Here is a 22,377-nt window from a genome sequence, read left to right as displayed (position 1 = left end):
GGCGGCGGATCCGATGCCGGCCGGCTTTCCTGTGGTGGGGGCGCCGTCCAGGAAGTCCTAAGCTAGCCGGTATGAATGACTGCCTGGTGTGGATCGACTGCGAGATGACGGGGCTCGACCTCGAACGTGATGCGCTGATCGAGGTGGCCTGTCTCATCACGGACGGCGAGCTCAACCAGCTGGACGAGGGGATCGACGTGGTCATCAAACCGCCCCAGGCCGCGTTGGACCAGATGGGCGAGTTCGTCACGCAGATGCACACCACATCGGGACTGCTCGACTCCCTGGACAGCGGGGCGACGCTACAGGAAGCGGAGGACCTGGTCCTCGAGCACGTGAAGAAGTACGCGCCCGAGCCGAACAAAGTACCGCTGTGCGGCAACTCGATCGCGACGGACCGCATGTTCCTCGCGCGCGACATGCCGCGCATCGACAAGCATCTGCATTACCGCATGGTGGACGTGTCCAGTATCAAGGAGCTTCTGCGCCGCTGGTACCCGCGTATCTACTACGCCAGCCCGGAGAAGAACGGCGGACACCGCGCTCTCGCCGACATCACCGAGAGCATCCTTGAGCTGCGCTACTACCGCGCCGCCGCGTTCGTCCCCGCACCAGGCCCGGACAGCGCGACCGCGCGCGCCATCGCCGCCGACATCGTTGCCGGCGGCTCGGGCAACCTCGGCTCGCCCGAGCAGGTCGAGCAGGGCCAGGGAGAAAGATGAGCAAAGCACTCCCCGAGTCCGCTAGAATCGTTGAGTGACGCGGGGGTGAAGCCCCTTCAGTCCCGCGGTCGTGGTGGGTGTAGCTCAGTTGGCAGAGCACTTGGTTGTGGTCCAAGAAGTCGGGGGTTCAAGTCCCCTCACTCACCCCAGCGAAGAGGCGCACCGGCAGCAGCCGGTGCGCCTCTTTCAACGTGGTCAGTGGCCCGACGGCGCAGCGTTCTTTTCGTGGGTCACCTGTGAGCGCACAGTGGCGGTCTTTCCACACAACTGCCGCTGAATTCGATCGTACAGACGTTCCGCTGTAAAAACGTGATGCAGAGGCTCCACCGCGATCTTGTGGCGACATAATCTCGACACACGAAGCGACAGCAGTCTCTGCAGTACGCAGGCAGAAAATCCTGAGGCCGGAACTTCCTGACCGCATTCGGCCAATAACTTCACATTCTGTGACATTTATGCTTTCCTGCCCCGGAACTTCTCTCTCTTGTGATGCGACGCTACGACCCTGGGATCATCGGTCGCATACGCTGCCGCACTTCCATGTCACCGACAGTCGCTAGGATATGCCTGCAGAGAAGACACACTCCCTCCTTCGAAGAGAAGCAGTCACTGAACAGAGCACCTATCCCCCAGGGAGCCCACACCGTGACCAGCCCCCCTTCCCGCCCGGCGAACGTCGTCGCACTTCTCGCCGACGTCCCGAGTACAGGGCTTCTCGGTGAGTACCAGGCACAACGCTTCCCCTTGAGGGGTAACAACCTCGCTGAACGGTCGACCGAGTTCGTCGCCTTCGCGCAGCACCACATCGGCCAGGGCCGAAGAGTCATCGCCCTCTACCCGAGGTGGCACGCCGACGCCGCCCAGCGTGCGGTTGCCTTCGCGCGCGGATCGCTGCAGACCGACCACATCGGCCAGGTCGGGATCGACCTCGCGCCGCTGGCGCTGTCTCTCATCGCCGACCAATTGGCCTACCTGGCACCGTATGTGCCGCCAGGTGTAGTCGCGGCTCTGGCGGACGAGCTCCCCGAACATGTTCTGGCCGGTGCCTGGTTGGAACGTGTCAGCGGCCTGGCCACTATCCCGATCACGTTCCGGCAGCACGTTGGCTCCTACATGCCGAAGACGACCTTCCTCGCCTTCTCCGCACCGGTCAAACGGGTTGGCCGCGTAAAGAAAGGCGACCCGTCGCCCAATATTCCCAGCCGTCCGATCGAACCCGTTCAGATCCTCATCGCCCGCCCCGAGGGCCACGACATCGAGGAGTTCAATGAGCAGTTCACCCCGGCATTGCGCCCTGTTTCCCTGAGCGCTCTGCCCGAGCAACCCCTCGGCTCCACCTACTGGGGAATGCGCAAGTACATCGAGTTCGTGGCGTTCAGCGCGCATCCGCAGGCACTGGCGAACACGGTCCGGGCCATCCGTCCCTCCACATGTGACTGGTGCCAGCAACTCGTCGCTGGGCTGAACTGCCCATTCTGCGGTGCCGTCAACCAGCCCTCCGCCGGGCGCCCCCCAACCCGTAAGGCCAACGTTCCGCCCCCGCCGGCCAGGACGACCGGAGAGCATATCCGCCCCGCCTGGGTCTCCAACCGCCCCAAGGGGGCCTCTGAGGACTCCGGAGAACAGCCGGGACGACAGCGATCATCCGCGCAGTCCGCATCGCCTCCCCAGGCCCAGCCGCAGCCCGACACCGGTTCGCGGCCTTCCCCCACCCCGGGCGGGCGCGGTCAACAAAGTGCGGACGGCCCACACCCGCAACACCCCCACGCATATCCGCAATCTCCGCCCTCCGGGGCGACACCCGAATAAGAGCCGGTCCGGAAGCGGCCATGACGGAACGGAGCGAAACATCCACACGTCAAAGCACGCAACCGAGTCCGCGCCCACTGACAATCCCTGGTACGCCCCCTTCTAGAAACGGAAGCGTATGAACCCCCGACAGCGACGCGGCGTCCTGCTGATGATCGTCGCCGGGATCGGCGCCATCGCGGTCTTCTTCACCGTGGTCTCCTACGTGAACTCACTCAACCGCGAGATGGGCACGTATCGCACCGCCCTGAAACTGACCGAGGACGTCAACCCTTACCAGCCCATCACCGAGGACATGGTCGAGGAGTTCGAGGTCCCCGCCAAGTTCTTCGACGAGAACACCTTCCTCAGCGATCTCAATGAGGTTCTCGACCAGCCCGGCCGCCAAGCGGTGTCGTCGACGTACCTCGCCGAGGGCTCCCTGCTGCAGCAGAGCATGGTCATCCCCGCCCCTGAGCTGGAGGCCGGTGAACGCGAGATCGCGATCATGGTCGACGCGGAGACCGGTGTCGCAGGCAAGGTGGGGCGGCAGTCCCGGGTCGACATCTACGCCACCTTCCAGGCGAGCAACGAAGAGGCGGAGAACTGCGCGGTTCGTGTCCTCACCGACGTCGAGGTGCTCGAGGTCGGTCAGATCGGTTCCGAGACCGATGACACCGGGGCCACCGCCTCCGTCGTTCCGGTGACCTTCCGCCTTGCCCCGCAGGACACCCTGCAGCTCACCTACGCCGAAGCGTTCTCCGGCTCGCTGCGGCTCGGCTTGGTCAGCCCCGAGGGATCCGGCGACCCGGGCGGCCTGCAGTTCTGCAGCGAGGACCAGACCGCGTTGGAGGCCGAGGACAGCAACCGGGGACAGGATCAGGACAACTGATGAGCCACAAGATCATGGTCGGCGTTCCGACATCCGATCTGGAGGCCTCCCTGACCGCCCGGTTCGACGAACTGAGCACCTGCGAGGTCGTGAGCGTCCATCACTCATCAGGGGACATCGCGGATACTCTCCGCCGCCTTCCCACCGTCCATGTGCTGCTCGTCCACGAGGCTCTTGGGCCGCTCCCGGTCGTGGAGCTGATCCGGGACATCTCCCGCAACCATCCGCAGCTCGCGGTCATCCTGCTGGTCGACGAGGTCGACCCGGACAAGTTCACCCGGGCGATGGAGGCCGGAGCTCGCGGTGTGCTGGCCGTCCACGCCACGATCGAGGAACTCGACGCTCGGATCACCAGTGCCGCCGAATGGTCCGAGACTCTGCGTCGCCATTTCGAGGCCGCTTCACTGGACGTGCCCGTCTCTGGTCGGCGAGGATCGACCATCACCCTCAGCGGCGGCAAGGGCGGAATCGGCACCACGACGGTCGCCGTCCAGCTCGGGCTCGCCGCGGCCCAGGCGGGGCGCTCGGTCTGCTTGGTCGATCTGGACCTGCAGATGGGCGACGTCCCGGGGTATCTGGACCTCAAGCACCGGCGCAGCATCGTTGACCTGGTGGAGGCGGCCGACAACATCAGTGCCGCCATGCTCGCGGAGGCCCTCTACGTGCATCCCCAGGGAATACACGTGCTCCTGGCACCCCGTGACGGAGAGCGCGGCGAGGAGGTCACAGAGAGCGCGGCCCGGCAGATCCTCGGTGCGCTGAGTTCTCGCTACGAACTCGTCATCGTGGACTGCGGGGCGTACATGACCGAGGCCAACGCGATCGCCGTGGAACTTGCCCAGACCGCGGTCGTGACCGTCACCCCGGACCTGCCTGCGCTGCGCGGCGCACAGCGCCTTATCGCCATGTGGGAGCGGTTGCAGATCCGTGACAAGAAGAACATCACGACCCTACTGGTCCGGCACAGCCGGCAGAACGAGATCCAACCGGACTTCGCCCGCAAGCTCCTAGGTACGGAGATGCTCCCCACGGCAGTACCGGCGATGTACCGGAGCCTGGAGGAGGCGTCGAACACCGGCAACCCCAGTCGGGTCACCGACGAGGCACTTCTCAAGGCGTACAGCCGGATCGCCAGGGAATTGGGCGTGCTGGAAGTGCCAGACTCCTCCGCGCCCGGCGACTACACCGGGGGAACTGGAGACGCGACGGCGGAGGCTCCCGCGCCCTTGAACAAGCGGCGCCGTCTCATCAGAGAAAGAAAGTCGAAGAAGAGCGAGCGAGAGACCAGCGGGCCCGACCACGGTTCCCAGATCGTTGAATTCGGCGCCGTCATTCCCCTGCTGGGACTGACGTTCCTGCTTGTCTGGCAGGTGGTGCTGTTCGGTCTCACCAGCATGTACGCCGGGCACGCCGCAAACGAGGGCGCCCGGCAGGCGGCTGTCACACCGCAGGACCGCGGGAAGATCGTCGGCGAAGCGGCCAAGCGGATCCGCGAACCGTGGAACACCAGCGGCACCTTCCAGCTCGAGATCGACCATCGCGACGAGGGCTCGTTCGTTCGAACCAGCCTGGCGATGCCAGTGGTCCTGCCCAGTACCTCTTCGCCATGGCACGTCGCCGGAGAGGCCAGGATCGTCTATGAGTGATGCTTCCAAGCCCAACCGACCGACCGCTTCTGCAAGCGAGGAGCCATGATCGCGTACCTGTTCCCCGCAGGCCGAAATCGGCGGACGGCGCCGGGCCATCTCTGTCCGGTTCACCGCCGAACAGCCCGCAGACAGCGCCGGGCAGGCGACCGCGGCTCTCAATTCGTGGAGTTCGCCGCCTACCTCCCCCTGTTCCTGCTGGTGTTCGTTCTGGCCATGGAAACCTTCGCTGCCTTCCTCGCACTGGAGCGCCTGGGGAATGCGGCCCGGACCGGGGCGCGAGTAGCCGCGGAACAAGGGCCCGACAGCGCTCGGCAAGCTGCTGCGGACTCGTTGCCCTCATGGCTGGATGGCACTGTGACCGTAGGAACGAACTCCAAAAACGGCTACTACACCGAGGTACGGGCCGAAATTCCCTTCATCTTCCCCGCCACGGCGGATCTGAACATCCCGCTTAGCCGGCGAGTGGACATGCCGAACCTGTGACCATCTCCCGTGCGCGTCCGGAGTAAGCCCCATGGGTCTGAGAAACCGTATCGACGAAGAGCGCCTGAGTATACAGAACGCCGATCAGGGAAGCGTCTCGCACTGGCGCCAGCGACTGCTCGATGAGATCAACCTGGACGATCTCGCCGTGCTCAGCCTGCAGCAGCGCCGGATCCGACTGGAGAAGGTGGTCGGCCACCTCCTCTCACGTGAGGGGCCCGTACTCTCCGACCGAGAGCGCAGCGCGCTCATCCGCCGCGTCGTCGATGAAGCGCTCGGTCTCGGCGTACTCGAGCCGCTTCTTGCTGACGACAGCATCACCGAGATCATGGTCAACGGACCCGAGAACATCTACGTCGAGCGACGTGGCCAGGTGGAGCGCATCGAGACCACCTTCGCCAGTGAAAACCAACTCATGCAGACCATTGACCGCATCGTCTCCCAGGTGAACCGCCGGGTGGACGAATCCAGCCCGATGGTCGACGCCCGACTGCCCACGGGTGAACGTGTGAACGTCATCATCCCGCCACTCTCCCTGTCCGGTCCCATCATCACCATCCGGCGATTCCCCAAGCCGTTCACCATCGCGGAGCTCATGGCAAAGGGGAGCCTCGACAAGCACACCGCTACACTGCTGGCCTCCCTGGTGCGCGCCCGGTTCAACGTGATCATCGCGGGTGGTACCGGTAGTGGCAAGACCACCTTTCTCAATGCGCTCTCCGCATTCGCTCCGAACAGCGAGCGCATCGTCACCATCGAAGATTCCGCTGAACTACAGCTCCAGCAGGAGCACGTGATCAGACTGGAATCCAGGCCACCGAACATGGAAGGCGCCGGCCAAGTCACTATCCGCGATCTTGTCCGCAACTCGCTGCGTATGCGCCCCGACCGGATCATCGTCGGTGAGGTTCGCGGCGACGAGACCCTCGACATGCTGCAGGCGATGAACACCGGCCACGACGGCTCACTCGCCACTGTGCACGCCAACTCCGCCAACGACGCCGTCTACCGGCTGCTCACCTTGGCCTCCATGAGCGAGGTAAAGATCCCATTCGACGCGATCAAGGACCAGATCAACGCCGCAGTCCACGTCATCGTGCACCTGTCCCGCTACGCGGACGGGACCCGCCGAGTAGGAGAGATCGGCGTGGTGACGTCGAGCCGCCGCGAGGAGTTCCGGCTGGGGCCGGTCATGCGCTTCGAGGCACAGCCCTTGGACGCGCACGGCAAAGTGCAAGGCGAGTTTCACCGCTATCCGCTACCTCCCCATATCGCCGAGCGCATCATCGCCGCCGGAGAGACCATTCCCGCGATGTTCTCCGACGCACCGGCCAACCATTCTCTTGGAGCTACGCTGTGAGCCTCGATGTCATCGCCCTTCTCATCGCCGCATTGTCCCTGGGGCTCGCGGCCCTGGGGTTCCGAGACTACGTCGAAGGGGCGTTCCAGCGTCGCCAACTCGCCTCGCGTAGCGCGCTAGCCGAGGTCGAACGTCGCGCCAACAGCCCGATGGCCCGGTTCGACGCAATGCTGCGCCGCACCGAACTCGGGAAGAGGATCGAGCAGCGGCTGGTAACAGCCGGGGTCCGGATCAAGGTGTCCGTGTTCGTGCTGATGATGGCCGGTGCCGGCATTATCGCGGTCGTCTTCATCTGGCGGGCGCTCGCACCGGTCCTGGGCATCCTTGCCGCGGTCGGAGTGGTCGCCGGATTCTTCGGTTACCTCAAACGGCAGGAAGAACGCCGCAAGGAAGCGTTCACCGCGCAACTTCCGGAGCTGGCCCGGGTGCTCTCCAACGCCACTTCGGCAGGACTGGCCCTACCAACGGCAATCGACATGGCCGCCGATGAGCTCGACGACCCGGCGGGGACGGAACTCCGCACCGCGGCCCGGTCCATGCAGCTCGGTCAGTCATTCGAAGCGGCGATCGCCGAGCTGCGCGATCGGATGCCCTCGCGCGAGATCGGAGTGCTCATCAGCACGCTGCTGGTCTCCTCGCGCTCCGGTGGCGCCCTCGTCACCGCTTTGCGCAGCATTTCCCAGACGCTGGAGAGCCGGAAGGAGACCAGGCGTGAGATGACGACGATCCTCGGAGAGACCACCGCCACTTCATGGGCGCTTCTGTTCATGGGCGTCGGTTCTCTCTTCATGCTCAATTTCATGCAGCCAGGAACCGTGCAGACAATGACGGAAAGCGCATGGGGAATGCTTGTTCTCGGGATTGGTCTTTCTCTCTTCGCCATCGGTTTCTTCGCGGTGCGCCGCATGACAAAGATCGACTTCTGATTTAGCCCGGAGCTCTTCCATGCCGCTGTCTTTCCTCCTCATCCTCCTCCTTGGTCTCGCCGGTGCGATATGCGTATGTCTGCTCGTCTGGGGTTACTACCTGATGCGGTCCGAGACACAGGTCGCCGCGAACGTCATAGCAACCCCGAAGGTCGCCAAGAAAAATGAGGACGAGACCTTCATCCTGTACCGGATTACCGAGCGGATCGGCCGTCCCTTCCTGCCATTGCTCCAGTCGATGGTCGATGAGCAGAGGACACGGGACATCCAGCGCCGGATCGAGGTCGCGGGCCAGCCGGAGAACCTCACCGTTGAGCGTTACCTGAGCCGCAAGGTGGGCGAGGTCTTGCTGTACGGCGGCTTGGCCATATTCTGCCTGTTCAACGACCAGACCATACTCGCCCTGGTGGCGCTCGGTTTTGTCGCGATGACAGACCTGATGCTCTACTCTGCGGCGAGCAAGCGCCAAGACGAGATCCAGCGGCAACTCCCGGACTTCCTCGACGTCCTGGCGGTCACGGTTGGCGCTGGCCTCTCGTTCCGGCAGGCCCTCGCCCGGGTGGCCGACTCCATGCCGGGCGTCCTCGCCGACGAGTTCCGTTTCGCGCTTCGCCAGATGGAACTGGGTACCGGTCGTAGGGAAGCGTTCCAGGCGCTCCGGGCGCGGAACAACAACGAGTCACTGGGGCGGTTCGTCACCGCGTTGCAGCAGGCCGAGGAGCTAGGCGCCCCTCTGGGCGACTCTCTGGTGAGCATCAGTCAGGACATGCGGCGTGAGGACGCCCAGTACCTGCGGCGCAAGGCGCAAAAGCTTAATCCAAAAGTCACCGGTGTCACTGCAGCCACCATGCTCCCGGGGCTGCTCCTACTGATCGGCGGAGGGCTGCTGCTCGGAGGCAGTGTCGATATGGGCGGGGTCTTTGGTGGATAAAACGGGAGGAACAAACGCGAGCACGGCCACGCTCCCGCGACTCGCAGCGCTGGCACGGATGCTGCTTCAGTTGCGCCTAGTTCTGGCCGCGCTCGCCCTCCTGCTCATCCCTGCGGAACGGCTCACCCTCGCCACTGTCGCGGCCATCCTCGCCTTCGCGTTGCTCTCCGGTCTGGTCGCCCTCTACTGGGAGCGGTTCGTCCCGTACATACTCGTTCACCCTCTGTTCGTAACTCTCGACGTCATCGTTGCCAGTGGCATCCTGGCGATCGACGGCCCTTCCGGCGCGGTGTTCCTGACGACCGTCATCACCGCCACGATCTCCGGTGTCCTGTTCGGCGGGCGGGGCGTGGCCGCTGTGACCGCACTGCAGATCCTCTGCTACTGCGCGGCGGTTATCGCGTACACGGCGGTGAACACCGACGCATCTGGCATCGAGATCGTCTCCTTCCAGGTGCTGGTCGTTCACCCACTCCTCTATCCGATCGCGGGCTATGTCGGCTTAAGCGTTCGGTCCACCCTCACCGAACTCGCGGCCGAGCAGGAAGCACGGCAGCAGGCCGAGCGAGTGGCGGCCACTGCCGAGGAACGAAACCGGCTCGCCAGGGACATGCACGATTCAGTGGCCAAGACACTGCAGGGAGCAGCCATGGCCGCCAAGTCGCTCCCCGCTTGGGTGGCGAAAAATCCCGAGCGCGCGGCGTCGACCGCCATCCAGGTAGCGAAAGCCGCCGAAACCGCTGCCACTGAGGCCCGGTCACTGCTGAGGGACCTGCGTGATGGCTCGGCCGCCAAACCGTTCGGGCAGGTCGTGACCGAGATCCTGTCCGAGTGGAGCGCGGAAACCAAGATCAACGGCAATCTCGATATCCAACACGATGACGTACCCCTGCTCGTGACAGCCCGGCACGAGACACTCGCGATCTTGAAGGAAGCGCTCACCAATGTCGAACGCCACGCCCGCGCCGATTCGGTGTGGGTCGAGATCACAACCGACTCCGCCTACTGCACGGTGACGATTACCGATGACGGCGCCGGTTTCTCCACGTCTCCGGACACGGTGTACGCGGCTGAACGAGACGGCAACGGCCACTACGGCTTGCTCGGCATGACGGAACGCGCCGAGCGTGCCGGAGGCGATCTCGACTTCGAATCCGCACCCGGGCAAGGGACCCGGCTCCGGTTTCGTGTCCCCATGGCCGCTTCCTCTTCTTCCGCTCTTGGACAGGAGTCTGTCTCATGAAGCCCGAAAGCAGTTCCGTTGTAGGTCACTGTTTCGCCTCACCTTTTTCCTCATGACCCCCAACACCGCGCACGTGCCTGTCTTTTTCCTATAGGAGGTCCCCGCATGGCGTCCGCATCTCCCATTACGGTGCTGGCGGTGGACGACAACGTGGTTGTCCGTGCTGGTCTCGTCTCCCTCCTGGAACTCTCTGATGACCTCAGGATCATCGGAGAGGCCAGCAATGGCAGGGAAGCCTTGGAAGAAGCCCGAAAACACCGCCCCCACGTCGTATTACTCGATGTGCGAATGCCGGTCCAGGACGGCATAAGCACCGTCGAGGAGCTGTCCGAACTCGCCAAGGTCATCATGCTCACCCATACCGAGGATGTCGAGGTCATCCGGACCGCCCTGCGGCGGGGAGCCTCCGGCTACCTGGTACACGGTCATTTCACGGCCGAGGAACTCAGCCGCGCGCTTCACGACGTCATGCAAGGTACTGGCGCCCCTCTCTCCCCCGTAGCCGCTTCGGTGGCACTGCAGGACATGCGGACATCCCTCGGAAACCGGGGTACCACAACGGGGCCGCCGGAGCTGGACTTGACCGAACGTGAAGGGGAGATCCTGGCCGCGGCCGCAAGAGGGCTCGGCAACAAGGCTATAGCGGCCGAGCTCTTCCTCACCGAGAAAACGGTGAAGAACCACATCAATCGCATCTTCAGAAAGCTGGGTGTCAGCACCCGTGCCGCCGCGATTGCGCGATGGAACGGTGTCGACCTGGCTGACATACACGACCAGGACCGGTGAGGGCCCACCTTGGTACCCAAGAACGGCCTGGGCCCTTACCGGAGAAAATTGGGCCCCCGGACCCTAGCCGCCCAAGCCCTCCTCTTCATAAATTAGTTTACGTCGCAAGGAAATGCAGCACAGCACACAAACTTTCCCTAGGAGGAAGCATGTTCACTCCCCTTACCTCCCTGCGTGAGATGGCCAGCTCCGCGATTGCCAAGCGCCGCACCGCCGCCACCCGGATGAAGGATCTGGGCGCCGGCTTCGTCGAGTACGGAGCCGTCATTCTCCTGGTCGCGGCGATCGCCGCTGTAGTCGTCACCCAGACCGGTATTCCGCAGACAATCAACAGCATGATCGAGAATGCTGTCAACAGCGTTGGTGAAGACACCGGAGGCGAAGGCGAAGGCGAGGGTGAAGGCGAGGGTGAAGGCGAGAACGAAGGCTAAATACCAACCAGCCCCACATTGACGAGGCGTTAGGAGAAGAGTTGCGGCCGCGGAGGAAAGCAGTGGTGCCCCTGTCGCGGTCCTCCCGGTCCCCAAACTCATGAGCGTTTCACTATGAAACTATTACTGACGTCGCGTAATGCCGACGAGCAGGGACAGGCAAGCCTGTTCCTGCTCGTCGGCTTGACGCTTTCCTTGCTGGCCCTGACTTTGCTCTTCGTCCGTCTGGGTGAAGTCAACGATATGCGCACCTCTACACAGTCCGCCGCCGACGCAGCGGCTCTGGCCGCAGTCGGCGATATTCAGCACCGCGCCGCGCGGGCTATCGCCGATGGCAACCTGCCCTGGGGGGTCGGCTGGCAACGGGCAAGCGGAAAATCCGCCGCCGAGGACTACGCTGAGGAGAACAACTCGAAGCTCACCGACATTCGCGCCAGCGATAACCGGCAAGGGCAGATCGGCAACATCGTCCGAGTCGAAGTCCAGGGCAACGACTGCCAGCGCGAACTGCAAGATGACAGCAGCGTGCACTGGAACGACCGCGAATGCCCGGACCAGGAAGAGCAGAAAGAGGCCGAGGAAAGAGGCGAGGAGATCCCAGTCGCGACCGGCAACGCCGACGCGATCGCCGAGGTCAAACTGCCCGAGTGCCAACAGCGTGAAATCCTCGATGTCTTCGGTGTTGCCATTGGCAGCTACATCGCCTGCCGCCCCGAATCGAGCAATGGAGCCTACAGCCGGATCTGGACATACGGTCAGGCCAAGGAAATGACTGAGGTCAACCTAGTCGATCGCGAGGGGCAGTGGATCTTCTCTGAGCTCACCGGAGGTCCTGGCAGCGGCCGCTTTCCCTGTGACGCCGTCGGCGGGCAGAACATCACCAGGAAGATGTGCGCAGCTCACGAGGCGATCATGGACGAGTGGGGATCCGTCTTCGAACGCTACGGAGTCGGTTGCTATCGCGCTGAAAAGGACGGTGGCGAGCATCCTCTTGGCCGTGCCTGCGACTACATGGTCTCCAATCCCCCCGCCCTGCCGAGCGGGGAGTTCAAGAGAGGGGCTGACGCCGCTGCCCAGTGGATGATCGATAACCACGAAGAACTCGAGATCTACTACATCATGTGGGACCACTACATCTGGAATCCAAGTAGAGATCCGGTAGGACAGTGGGATAGCGTCAAGCGTCACGTACCCAACCGTGGCGGGAGCACCGTCAACCACCTTGACCATATACACGTGTCCGTAAACTCCTAATTCAAGCTGATCAACTGCCACAAAGAGGTTCGCCCTGAGTGTTCGGAACACCGTGGGCTACCCTGTGTGACGGTCTGGACTGGAACACTGTTGGAAAGGTGATAACCACCGTGAGCGCCTCAGCCGATCACCACTCAGCGTGGCGACCTCTCCTGCCAATCGCAGCTATCTCACTCTTGCTGACCTCATGCGTTTCAGGCGGCGACGATGGTTCCGGCGATGAAGGGTCCTCTGACAACGGCGGCTCCCAGGGCAACGGGGAGCCTATCGCCACATCACTGTCGACGGACACGAGTTGGGGACCCGACCTCCAGTTCGAAATCAACTCGCTGGAACGATTGGGGGAAGACACGGTACGTCTCAATCTAGCAGCGTCGAACATAGGGGATGAGCGAATACAGTTCTTGGATCTCGTAACAGCCCCCGCCGGCAACTCCTCGACACCCGACGGTATAAATCTGATAGACACCAAAAACGGAAAGCGCCATTTCCCCCTGATGAAGACTGATGGAGAAGAGTGCCTCTGCTCAACCTGGCGGGGGGAAGCTACGATCCAACCGGGGGAGAAGAAGGATATTTGGGTCGCCTTTCCCGCTCCTCCCGAAGATGTCACCGCTATGACCGTAGCGACCTCCGCCAGTCCCGATATCCTCGACATTCCCCTCACCGAGGGGGAGCAAGAGGACACTGACATCAGCGACGCACCAGTGGAGGAGCCCAAAATCCTGTCCCTCTCCACAATCCAGGAGGACATCGACGGGGACAGCGCACGAGACGAATCCGGCAATGAGACCAGCATCATGCTCTCCTCAGACGTCCTCTTCGATACCAACAAGTCAGAATTGACATCAGAAGCCGACGACACGTTGGAGCAGGTGGCCCAAGAGATCGGCGACAGCTCGGCGACAACCGCCGAGATCGACGGGTACACCGATAACACTGGGAATGACTCCGTCAACAACCCTCTCTCCGAAGAACGCGCGGAATCCGTTAAGGAGAAACTCGAAGAGCTGGTCACACGCGACGGAATTAGTTACGAGACAGCGGGTCACGGATCGAGCGATCCCGTGGGAAACAACGACACCAAAGAAGGTCGTGAGAAAAACCGTCGCGTAACGATCACGTTCGAGAATCAAGGGGGATAGCAATGACAAAGAATATTATCTCGCGGAGCTCCACTATTCCCGTTCTCGCCGCACTGGCAGTTGTCGCCATCGTCCCGTCATCGTACGCGGAAAACGAACTCCCCGTGGTCGGCTCAGCTGACACATCGCATTCCGATTGGGGGGATTCCACTGTTAATGTGAACCAAGTCGAAGTTTCCGAGGACGGTGGCTACGCAATAGTAGCGTGGACCGTAAACAACGACGGCGGCTCAAACATAAACCTGACTGATTTCTGGCACGCCACTTATCTCTACCAGGATAACGGTACAGCCGGCGTCGTCCTTGTCGATGATGACAACGGAATTCGCTACAACGCCGTCCGCGACTCAGCAGAGCGCTGCCTGTGTTCAGGAGTTTTCACTCGTGCACACACGAAAGCAATAGTAAAATCAGGACAGTCGGCAACATATTGGGCTTCCTACATATTGAGGGAGGAAGCAGAAGAAGTCACGATCGAGATTCCCGGGTTTGAACCGATCACTGATGTTGCCGTTGAATGACCTTCCCAACCTTCCCTTATCGGAACCCTGAGGAGGTGAATCAATTGGGTAAACCTCGTCCTTGGAAACCGCAGCGCCCTGAAGGCGATGACGAAGGCGCTACGTTCGTCGAGGTAGGCGTCATTACCACGCTCGCGGCGGCCATCATCGTCACGATCGCCCAGTCCGATATCAAGAACACGATCAACAACACCATGCGCGAGTTCGTGTGCCTCGTCGAGGGTCCCGAGTGCGGTGAGACGTGGACAGAGCACGACCGGCCCGACAAACCGCAGGAATACAACTTCGGGATCGGCCTGAGCAGCCGGGGAGGCGACAACGAAGAGAACAAGGCGCTCGGTAAGGAATTAGCTGCGGCGCGTGGTTTTGACGGCCGAGAGTGGGATTGCCTGGAAACCCTGTGGCATCACGAGAGTAACTGGGACCACACGGCGATCAACCCAAACGGTGGAGCGTCCGGTATCCCCCAGCTACACCCGAGCGCGCACGCGTTCCCACCCGGGTACATGGACAGCGCCGAGGTCCAGATCAACTGGGGCCTGGACTACATCGAGAACAGGTACGGCACCCCCTGCGCCGCTTGGACCTTCTGGCAGAACCCCCAGCCGAAGAACCCCGGCTATAGCACCAACTGGTACTGATCCCCGCAGCGGGGAGGACAGTGGCACTGGATGAAATTACTCTTCCGAGCTTCGCCGGGACCGCGAACTCCCACGCCAGCAAACCGGTCAGCAGCGCTCGATACCGGCTCCCCGGTCGGGTGTGCGTTCCGGCGTCCTCCACAGTTCGTATCCCACCGCACCACGTGGTACCGGCCGCGGCCCCCACTTGTGCTCGGTTCCAGTACTTCTCTCCGCGGTTCACCGTGCGCCTGCGCTTCTCACCAGCCGGACCTGTGAACCACACGGCCGGATTCCGCCCCTGCCTGATTCGGCTCCCTTCCCGCCGGCTGGTCGTCGACCGCGGAGTGAGCCTCATGGATACCCCGCCGTAGCGCTGGACGCCGCTCACGGCCGTGCCCCTCGCTGGCAGCCACTCCCGGAATAGCTGGCCAGGAACGCCCGACCCCTGAAAGTGTGGTACCACCGCCCCAAGGATAGGGCGTTCCCGTCCGCAGAACCGGAGGCCGGGTTGGGTGCCCGGGTGCGCTTGTCCGTCAGGTGGGAAACGTGCTGCCGGGAGAGCCGTCACTCCTCGCCTGAGGCCCGCTCCGAGACGCAGTCGGGGTAATCAATAAACCGCCGGTTTCCGTCCTCCGGAGCGTCGAGGTACTGGGCGTTGGTCGTGTGACGTTCCTCGTTCGCCCAGTAGACACTCGCCCCGAACTGCAACCCCATCTTGAGCTTGGCGCTCAGCTCCACGTGCTCCTCTTCCGCGTCGGCCGCGTACTGCCAGGCCCGACCTTTCTCGAAAAGAAGGCGTTCCCATTCCGGGGCTCCGGTCTCGGGCTCGGCGTTGATCTCACCGCCGTCCGGGTCATCCATCAGCGGGTTGGCCATGGAGTCCATGGCGTTCTCCGGGGGCAGCAGGCCACGCTCCTCCAGCAGCCTCTCCCCGATCTCCTGCTCCTCCGGGGTGTCGAAATCGATCTGCACCATCTGCGTGACACTGTTGGTGTGCTTCCGGCCGCCGTCGACACCGCCGCCTCTCGTTCCGTTGTTCTCCTGCTCAATGTTGAAGTCGACCCCGAGATTGAAGGCCCCTTCCGCGACGGTCGTGTAGCGGATGTTGGCCAGCGACCCGTCCTCGTTGCGCATGATCCGGGTGCCGCCGCTCCAACTCAGCTCCCCGGCGGCGTGCGCGCCAAGGTAGGTGGCGCCGAGGTTGCCGCTGCCGGTGAACGTGTAGATCTCTGAGGTCTGCACGTTGTCCGGATCGGTGTACCAGGTGGAGTGGTCCATCTTCCCGCTCACGGTGACGTTGCCCTGGGCGCCCATGTTGAGGTTCCACGACCCTTCGCCCTTGGTCGCCGGCCGGGTCCAGGCTCCGACCTGGGCGTCGATGTGGCCCTCGATCTCCAGTGTCTGGGTGCGCACCGCGGGGTCGACGGTGATCTCCGGACGCTCGTAGACCCCGACGAGATCACCGAACGACTTGAGTAGGTCCACCTCCGGGGCTATCTGCCGTTCCAGCTCTTCGCTGATGGCACGCTCAACCTCCCCCTGGAACTCCTGGTACTCCTCTTCGCTGTCGAAGAGGTAGGTCACGCCGGAGGCGAGTTTCGCCGATACGCCGCCATCGATCCTCGCGTCCGTGGAGATGGAGTCGTCCTTACCGAAGTCCCATCCCACGCCCCCCTGCACCCCCACCTCGGTGGTAGGGACAAAGGTGACGCGGACCCTGCCGTCGGCCATGCTTTCGCGCACGAAGCTGTATTCTTCACCGAAGCTGAGGAAGGCGATGTCGATGGTCCCCCCGTAGGTCTGCGTCTCCCCTTCCACGGGGCAGTAGACCGGGGTGTAGTCGTAGTCGCTGTCGGCCTGCCCGTCCAGGTCCTCGCACTCCCCACTGCCGGAACCCACCAGGTTCTGCAGCTCACAAAGGACCTTGCGGAAGAACCCGGACGTCGTCTCCGGAATCGCGACCACGGTGGCGACCGCGACAACGCCTACGAGCAACAGCACGGCCGCGTATTCGGTAAAAGCCGACCCCTGGTCCGGGCGATTCCCCCGAATACAGCCGTTCTTGGTGGAATCTCGCCCTGGCATCGAACCACTCCCGCCATATGGGCCCCGGGTCAGGGGATAAAAGATGGACTGACACGAAATGTTCGTGAAAGGTTAGGAGCAACGGCGCCGGGCGGCACAGAGTCCACGTGCCCAATCCGAGACCCAGATCAGGGCCCAATCCCCTGCCGCGCATCGCCTGATGGGTTCAAGCATTGAGAAGGCCGGGCCGCGTGCGGCCCGGCCTCTTCATCTGGAAAACTAGCGGCGGCTGAGAGTGGGGGTCTGTTCCTTGGGAACGACCAGCCACCACGCGGCCAGTATGCCGACCGCCCCTAGCAGAAACCGGGTGATGAGGACGGCTGCGGGGGTTTCCCCGACAATCGAGAGCACAGCGATGGACACGAGCTCGACAGCTGGCGGCGCGAGGACAATAGTCGCACTGAGCAGCGACCACGTCTGGGAACGGCCGTAGGCGAGACCCGCGAGGAGCACCATCACGAACGAGACCACCGCCTGCGGCAGGGCGAACCAGCCGATCTGCCCCATGGTGCTCTCCAACTGTTCGATGCTGACCAGGTGCTGCACCAGTAGGGAGCTCAGCACCGTCCCCACCAGCCAGACCGTTACCGCGACGATGACCGCGAGCACAGCTCTCATTGGTCGCTCAGCTCCTTTTCCGCAGTTCCGCCAGGTGTTGCTCGCCGGACGGTGGGGCCTCGTTCCTGCCATATGATCCTCAGGGCCAAGAGACAAGGCTGAATGATCGGAGAAGATCCTGGAAGGCTAGACATCGAGACGCCGGGCGGCACAGAGTCCACGTGCCCAATCCAAGGCCCAGATCAGGGCCCAATCCCTTTGCTTTCCCGGAGGTAACGCGCCATGTCATGGGGCCTCGCCGCGCTCATCCCGCTCCTCCCGCTCACGGTCGGTCTTGTCCTCCTGGGGTTCGGGGCGCGCACGGCCGCCCGCGAATGGAACTTCCTGCGTCGGGCACGCCGGGTCATCGGAACGACACTGCCTTCGGAATCCACCACCCGTGTGCGGTTTCGCACCCTTGACGGGCGGGAGGTCACCGCGGCGACTCCGGTCTACCTCAGCTATGCGGGCAGCCGCACCCCGGTCCCCCGGAAACCCGGAGAGACGGTGACCGTGCTCTACGACCCTGAGGACCCCTCACGCATCCGGCTGCACGGCCTGTTCGGCACCTTCTTCCTACCCAGCCTGGTGTTCTGCGTTTTCGGTGTCGGGGGGATCGGCGCCGCGTTCGTGATCTGGCGGTTCATGCTTCCGTAGGAACGCGGCCGTCCTCCGGTGCAGGGCGGCCGCCCTGCACCGGAGGACGGCCGCGTTCCGGCTTCGCGAGACAAGGCCGGTCCGGTCACCAGATTGGGCCCTGGGGCTCAAGACGCCGCTCCCGGTCCTCTTCTACTGTGAGCGGGCTCGCTTCCCCTCTTCCTCCCTTATGCACTCCCCGTATCTCCGTGACCAGAGATAGAACTGTGTAGCCGACCATGCGAATCCCCCGTTTCCACCGCCCCGCACTCACCCTCTGGCACCCCTCGTCGCCGGACGCGAAGAAGGGGGAGGGAGAACAGTCCCGCTTCGGCCCTTCGACCGACCGGGGTGCCAGCTTCGCCGAGTACGCGGCCGTTATCATTCTCGTCGCCGCGATCGCCGTGGGCGTCATCACCACCGGCGTCGGCGGAAGGATCACCAACCTCATCCATTCCGCCGTGTGCAGCATTGCCGAAACCAGCGGTTGCGAGGACACGACACCGAATGGCGACAGCGCCCAGGCGCCGGCTCCTTCGGGAGAGCAGGAGATAGACAACACCTCGCCGCCCATACCCGACGGATACCCCGCCCCTCAGGATTTCGAGGACGCCCGGGACTCGAACGACGAGATCCGCGAGTACCTCGACAAGGGCGGCTCGCACTGGTGGAACCCGTGGTCGTGGGGCAACCCTGATCATCCCAAGGACATCATGGCCGGAATGTCGGCCGATGAGCTCAACGCTCTGATGTGGAGTCTCTCCCCGGATGAGATCCGCGAACTCCTCCGCGAGGACGGCGTCCGGGAGATCGTGCTGAGCCAGGTCAACCTGGACACCCTGCGACGGCTCCGCCAGATAGACCCTGCGGGTATCGATCCGGACTTCAGCGACGTCGGTGGGGACGACGCCAACGAGGATGACGGCAACCCCAACGATGACCTCGGCTGGGGGCAGGTGCTCGACGGCACGTTGTGGGGCGAGGACGGCCACCAGATCAGCTCCGACGACATCGAGCAGGGCGGTCTGGGCGACTGCTGGTGGCTGGCGGGCATGGGGGCCATCGCCGACCAGGACCCCGGCTTCATCCAGAACATGATTACGGAGAACCCCAACGGCACCTACACTGTGACCTTCCCCGACACCGGTGAGAACGTCACGGTGACGCCCGACATCGTCGTCGGAGAGGACGGGACAGCCGCCTTCTCCGATCCGCAGAACAACGTGATGTGGCCGGTGATCCTTGAGAAGGCCTACGCCGAGCGAGAAGGCAGCTTCGGCGAGATCGAGGGCGGCTGGCCCAAGGACGCCATGGAGACGATCACCGGTAACAGCAGTGAAAGGCACGACTCGGAGGATGTCTCCGAAGCCCAGCTGAACGAATGGCTCACCGGTGGGACCGCGGTCACTATTACCACGACGGGTGACAAGGAAGGCGACTTCTATGAAAGGGAACCGCACGAGAATGGGCTCGCCCGCAACCACGCCTACATCGTGACGAACGTGTCGAACGGCAGGGTCCGGCTGTACAACACCTGGGGCCACTCCCATGTCACGATGACCGTCGAGGAGTTCAACCAACAGCTGGACACTGTAGAGACCAACTCGCTGGACTAAAGGGAAGAGACAGACCGATGTCCTACCGTTCACGTGCCCGACTCGCGCTGCAAGCGTGGGCTCTCTGCGTCTGTCTGCTGCCCCTTGCCTCCGCGTGCGCAGGCCAGCAAGAAAACGAGGAGCCTCCCGCATTGTCTACCGGTCCCGATCCCGAACTCCGCACCTACCAGCCTTCTCCCACTCAGGCCAGCGAAGAGCAGACTGTGACGATTCGACAAGGGCAGCAGAAGCAGGCCGCCGACCTGCGGATCGCGGTCTCGTCGACCCGTGGCGGTGAGGCCCGGTTCACCGTGAGCCAGGGCCCTGGCATTGACAAGGACAGCCCCGATGGGGGGCGCGGCGAGATCGGAGACACCGTAACCCTGGACAACGGCTACACGATCACCATCGAGGAGGTCCAGGACTCCGCGGAGGACGACGCCCCTGGCGCGGGCAGCGGCTCCGCGACCCTCACGGTGACCCCGCCTGAGGAGTGACTTCCTCACCCCTGTGAACGGGGCGATTTCCGCTTACCGTGCTGGCCTAGCCACGGGTTCCGGGGGGCCTGCTTCGCCGCGCTGCGCCCGAGGCGATGGCCCGGGGCTTACCCGCGCTCTACAGCGGTCACTGTTAGCCCGGCGACCGCGGCGGCGTTGACCGCCGCGTTGAGACCGTGGTCGAGGGCGGGCCCCACACACCCCATAAGAATTCCTAACGAAATGATCTTGGGTGTGGTTGGATCATCGCGGAGTCGGTGACCGGGAGGTTCGGGGTGGCTCGGCCCAAGCCGTGGGATGTTGGTGGTGAGCTGTGGGCGCGGATTGAACCGCTCTTGCCCCGACATGAGCAGCGGTTTCGCCATCCCGGCCGCAAACGCTTCGGTGATCGCAAAGTGCTGCAGGGCATCCTGTTTGTGCTGCACACCGGCATCCAATGGGAGCACTTGCCCCAGGAGTTGGGGTTCGGCGCGGGGATGACCTGCTGGCGACGTTTGGCCGAGTGGAACGCCGCCGGAGTGTGGCAGCGCCTGCACGAGGTGCTGCTGGCCGAGCTGCGCGGGGCCGACGCCTTGGACTTCTCCCGGGCGGTGGTGGATTCCTCCCATATCCGGGCGTTAAAGGGGGACCCGCGACGGGACGAAGTCCTGTAGATCGGGGCAGAACCGGCAGCAAGCACCACCTGGTCACTGATGGGCACGGAACTCCGCTGGTCGTCACCCTGACCGGCGGCAACCGCAGGCGAGTCACCCAGCTCGTCCCGTTGTTGGAGACGATCCCGCCGGTCAAAGGCAAGCGGGGTCGGCCCCGGCGCCGCCCCGACGTTGTCCTCGCCGACCGGGGCTATGACCACGACAAGTACCGGCGGCTGGTGCGTGCCTTGGGGATCCGCCCGCTGATCGGCCGCCGCGGGGACGAGCACGGCTCAGGGCTGGGCAGGCAGCGGTGGTTTGTGGAGCGCGGCTTCGCGCTACTGCACCACTTCCGCCGTCTCCGGCCTCCATCTCGGCTGCGCCCTCATCTACTGGAGACGCCTGAAGTCATTGCGCTAGGAGCTCTAAGTCCAGAGCGGACCTGCAAGGACTGGGGGGCATCCTCGACGCCGCAGGCCGAGTCCACCCGACCGGTCGGCCCGAACCGGCCGATCGTGATCAGGGCGCGGCCATACCGTGCGGCCTTGTAGCGCGGCAGCGCCACGAACGCCAGCCACCCGGCATGTGCACACTCTTGACCAACCTGGACCAACCTGGCGCACACAAGTCCGCTACCGTCGGGCCCTCCGCCGCGATCGCGTGGTTCCCGCGGATCATCCGGATTAGAGGGACTCTCCTGTGAATCGTTTCCTATCCGCAAGGGAGGTCGCTGAAATCGAACAGTTCGACGTCATGCCACTCGTCTCCCTCAATGTAGCAAAGCCGTCCCGGCACGTAGTCTTGGGGCACCTGGACCTGGTAGCTCCACAGTTCCTCGGGTGTTTCGTACTGCACGTAACGACCGGTGGTTCCGTCGGCGTGCCGCTGTGAATCGTCCTCAGGGGGGACATCGGCGATCGTCACCGAGAAGTCCTGGGGCGAGTCCCCGGACTCGAGGATGATCAGCGTCTCGTCCTCATCGGACGCATAGCTCTGGTATTCGCTTTCGAAGTCTTCCGCGTCTTCCGAAGCGACTTCGTCTGGCACCAGGACCGTGAAATCTTTGGAGTGAAGCGTGTAAACGCCCTCTTCAACCAGGTACGACGCTTGGCCGTAGAAGGTGACTCCGCTACCTTCGCGTTTCGCAGAAGTGAAGGTGAGCGAGAGTCGAGGATCCCATTCGACCCGCGCCGACCGTGCGTCGTCTTCGGACTGTTCCGGCACAGGGTCTCTGGTGAAGAGCTCAACCGTATCGCCGGCCGTGGCTTCGGTCTTGACCCCGCCGATCTGCAGAACCGACTCACCGTCTTTTTCAGCATTTTCAGGGCCACCGCGTTCTCCCCGCTCGGCCACCCCTTCCCCCTCCCCGGTTTCCTCCGAGTCCGAAGAGGAGGCGGTCTCGGATCCGGCGTCGAAGTCCCCGCCCGAGGATCCCACGCACCCGCTTAGCAGAAACGGGATGGGCAGCAACGCTGCGACTAGCGTAGTCCTCACCATTATCATGCTCACCGGCCTTCGAGTTCCGGGGATGGATTAAAGCCACCTCGCGGCAGGGAAAGAAATTATCGCAGACCCGCTAGT

General features: G+C 63.5%; 21 protein-coding genes, 1 tRNA gene and 1 pseudogene. 20 read left to right on the top strand and 3 right to left on the bottom strand.

The window, feature by feature from the left end; translation table 11 throughout:
- Positions 1-71: 71 nt before the first annotated feature.
- The 16 genes from orn to VS93_RS19875 all read left to right on the top strand — a co-directional run bounded on the left by orn (position 72) and on the right by VS93_RS19875 (position 14,772).
- Positions 72-722 carry an oligoribonuclease gene (orn, locus tag VS93_RS19945; RefSeq protein ID WP_082127049.1) on the top strand — a complete coding sequence of 217 codons (651 nt, stop codon included), beginning with the start codon at positions 72-74 and terminating at the stop codon, positions 720-722.
- Positions 723-795: 73 nt separating this feature from the next.
- Positions 796-871, top strand: a tRNA-His gene (locus tag VS93_RS19940).
- 496 nt (positions 872-1,367) lie between these two features.
- Positions 1,368-2,531, top strand: coding sequence for a hypothetical protein (locus tag VS93_RS19935; protein ID WP_201776694.1), 1,164 nt, complete (start codon positions 1,368-1,370; stop codon positions 2,529-2,531).
- Between the two features lie 118 nt (positions 2,532-2,649).
- The gene (gene cpaB / locus VS93_RS19930) at positions 2,650-3,402 is read left to right on the top strand and encodes a Flp pilus assembly protein CpaB (protein ID WP_046471421.1); all 753 of its coding nucleotides are present in this window, start codon (positions 2,650-2,652) and stop codon (positions 3,400-3,402) included.
- A complete protein-coding gene (locus VS93_RS19925; protein ID WP_173434339.1) occupies positions 3,402-5,048 on the top strand; it encodes an AAA family ATPase in 1,647 nt (548 codons plus the stop codon). Before cpaB ends, VS93_RS19925 begins: the two co-directional genes overlap by 1 nt.
- A 45-nt stretch (positions 5,049-5,093) precedes the next feature.
- Positions 5,094-5,534, top strand: a complete 441-nt coding sequence (locus tag VS93_RS19920) for a TadE/TadG family type IV pilus assembly protein (RefSeq protein ID WP_082127048.1) — start codon at positions 5,094-5,096, stop codon at positions 5,532-5,534.
- A gap of 31 nt (positions 5,535-5,565) precedes the next feature.
- The gene (locus tag VS93_RS19915) at positions 5,566-6,894 is read left to right on the top strand and encodes a CpaF family protein (RefSeq protein WP_046471419.1); all 1,329 of its coding nucleotides are present in this window, start codon (positions 5,566-5,568) and stop codon (positions 6,892-6,894) included.
- Entirely contained in the window at positions 6,891-7,820 is a 930-nt protein-coding gene (locus VS93_RS19910; protein WP_046471418.1) for a type II secretion system F family protein, read from the top strand. The genes VS93_RS19915 and VS93_RS19910 overlap by 4 nt, the downstream gene beginning before the upstream one ends.
- A 19-nt stretch (positions 7,821-7,839) precedes the next feature.
- Positions 7,840-8,751 (top strand): type II secretion system F family protein, encoded by a 912-nt coding sequence (locus tag VS93_RS19905; protein ID WP_046471417.1) that lies wholly within the window; start codon positions 7,840-7,842, stop codon positions 8,749-8,751.
- Positions 8,720-9,994: a sensor histidine kinase gene (locus tag VS93_RS19900; protein ID WP_236700630.1), complete on the top strand. Its 1,275-nt coding sequence runs from the start codon at positions 8,720-8,722 to the stop codon at positions 9,992-9,994. The genes VS93_RS19905 and VS93_RS19900 overlap by 32 nt, the downstream gene beginning before the upstream one ends.
- A gap of 138 nt (positions 9,995-10,132) precedes the next feature.
- On the top strand, positions 10,133-10,780 hold the full coding sequence (locus VS93_RS19895) for a response regulator (RefSeq protein ID WP_236700629.1): 648 nt from the start codon (positions 10,133-10,135) through the stop codon (positions 10,778-10,780).
- A gap of 149 nt (positions 10,781-10,929) precedes the next feature.
- Complete coding sequence (locus VS93_RS19890; RefSeq protein ID WP_052745882.1) at positions 10,930-11,211, top strand: hypothetical protein; 282 nt, start codon at positions 10,930-10,932, stop codon at positions 11,209-11,211.
- A 114-nt stretch (positions 11,212-11,325) separates the two neighbouring features.
- Positions 11,326-12,465, top strand: coding sequence for a pilus assembly protein TadG-related protein (locus VS93_RS19885; protein ID WP_046471414.1), 1,140 nt, complete (start codon positions 11,326-11,328; stop codon positions 12,463-12,465).
- Positions 12,466-12,575: 110 nt separating this feature from the next.
- Positions 12,576-13,610 (top strand): OmpA family protein, encoded by a 1,035-nt coding sequence (locus VS93_RS31965; protein ID WP_236700628.1) that lies wholly within the window; start codon positions 12,576-12,578, stop codon positions 13,608-13,610.
- A 2-nt stretch (positions 13,611-13,612) separates the two neighbouring features.
- Entirely contained in the window at positions 13,613-14,131 is a 519-nt protein-coding gene (locus VS93_RS29380; protein WP_156184937.1) for a hypothetical protein, read from the top strand.
- Positions 14,132-14,175: 44 nt separating this feature from the next.
- Entirely contained in the window at positions 14,176-14,772 is a 597-nt protein-coding gene (locus VS93_RS19875; protein WP_046471413.1) for an aggregation-promoting factor C-terminal-like domain-containing protein, read from the top strand.
- 546 nt (positions 14,773-15,318) lie between these two features.
- On the opposite strand, the gene VS93_RS19870 is transcribed toward VS93_RS19875, so the two are convergent.
- Together VS93_RS19870 and VS93_RS19865 are read right to left on the bottom strand one after the other, a co-directional pair.
- Positions 15,319-16,755: a hypothetical protein gene (locus VS93_RS19870; RefSeq protein WP_236700627.1), complete on the bottom strand. Its 1,437-nt coding sequence runs from the start codon at positions 16,753-16,755 to the stop codon at positions 15,319-15,321.
- A 303-nt stretch (positions 16,756-17,058) separates the two neighbouring features.
- Complete coding sequence (locus VS93_RS19865) at positions 17,059-17,457, bottom strand: hypothetical protein (protein WP_046471412.1); 399 nt, start codon at positions 17,455-17,457, stop codon at positions 17,059-17,061.
- Between the two features lie 222 nt (positions 17,458-17,679).
- Here VS93_RS19865 and VS93_RS19860 point away from each other — a divergent pair, with 222 nt between their 5' ends.
- The 4 genes and pseudogenes from VS93_RS19860 to VS93_RS28430 all read left to right on the top strand — a co-directional run bounded on the left by VS93_RS19860 (position 17,680) and on the right by VS93_RS28430 (position 21,216).
- Positions 17,680-18,093: a DUF3592 domain-containing protein gene (locus VS93_RS19860; RefSeq protein ID WP_052745880.1), complete on the top strand. Its 414-nt coding sequence runs from the start codon at positions 17,680-17,682 to the stop codon at positions 18,091-18,093.
- 218 nt (positions 18,094-18,311) lie between these two features.
- Positions 18,312-19,688 carry a C2 family cysteine protease gene (locus VS93_RS19855; protein WP_046471411.1) on the top strand — a complete coding sequence of 459 codons (1,377 nt, stop codon included), beginning with the start codon at positions 18,312-18,314 and terminating at the stop codon, positions 19,686-19,688.
- 131 nt (positions 19,689-19,819) lie between these two features.
- The gene (locus VS93_RS27225; RefSeq protein WP_156184936.1) at positions 19,820-20,164 is read left to right on the top strand and encodes a hypothetical protein; all 345 of its coding nucleotides are present in this window, start codon (positions 19,820-19,822) and stop codon (positions 20,162-20,164) included.
- 275 nt (positions 20,165-20,439) lie between these two features.
- A pseudogene (locus VS93_RS28430) lies at positions 20,440-21,216 on the top strand (IS5 family transposase).
- A 291-nt stretch (positions 21,217-21,507) separates the two neighbouring features.
- On the opposite strand, the gene VS93_RS19840 reads toward VS93_RS28430, so the two are convergent.
- Positions 21,508-22,149 carry a hypothetical protein gene (locus VS93_RS19840; RefSeq protein ID WP_236700626.1) on the bottom strand — a complete coding sequence of 214 codons (642 nt, stop codon included), beginning with the start codon at positions 22,147-22,149 and terminating at the stop codon, positions 21,508-21,510.
- Positions 22,150-22,377 lie beyond the last annotated feature (228 nt).

Source organism: Allosalinactinospora lopnorensis (assembly GCF_000981225.1).
GTDB lineage: Bacteria > Actinomycetota > Actinomycetes > Streptosporangiales > Streptosporangiaceae > Allosalinactinospora > Allosalinactinospora lopnorensis.
Note: the sequence above shows the minus strand (reverse complement) of the source record. Positions and strands in the feature narration are given on the sequence as shown.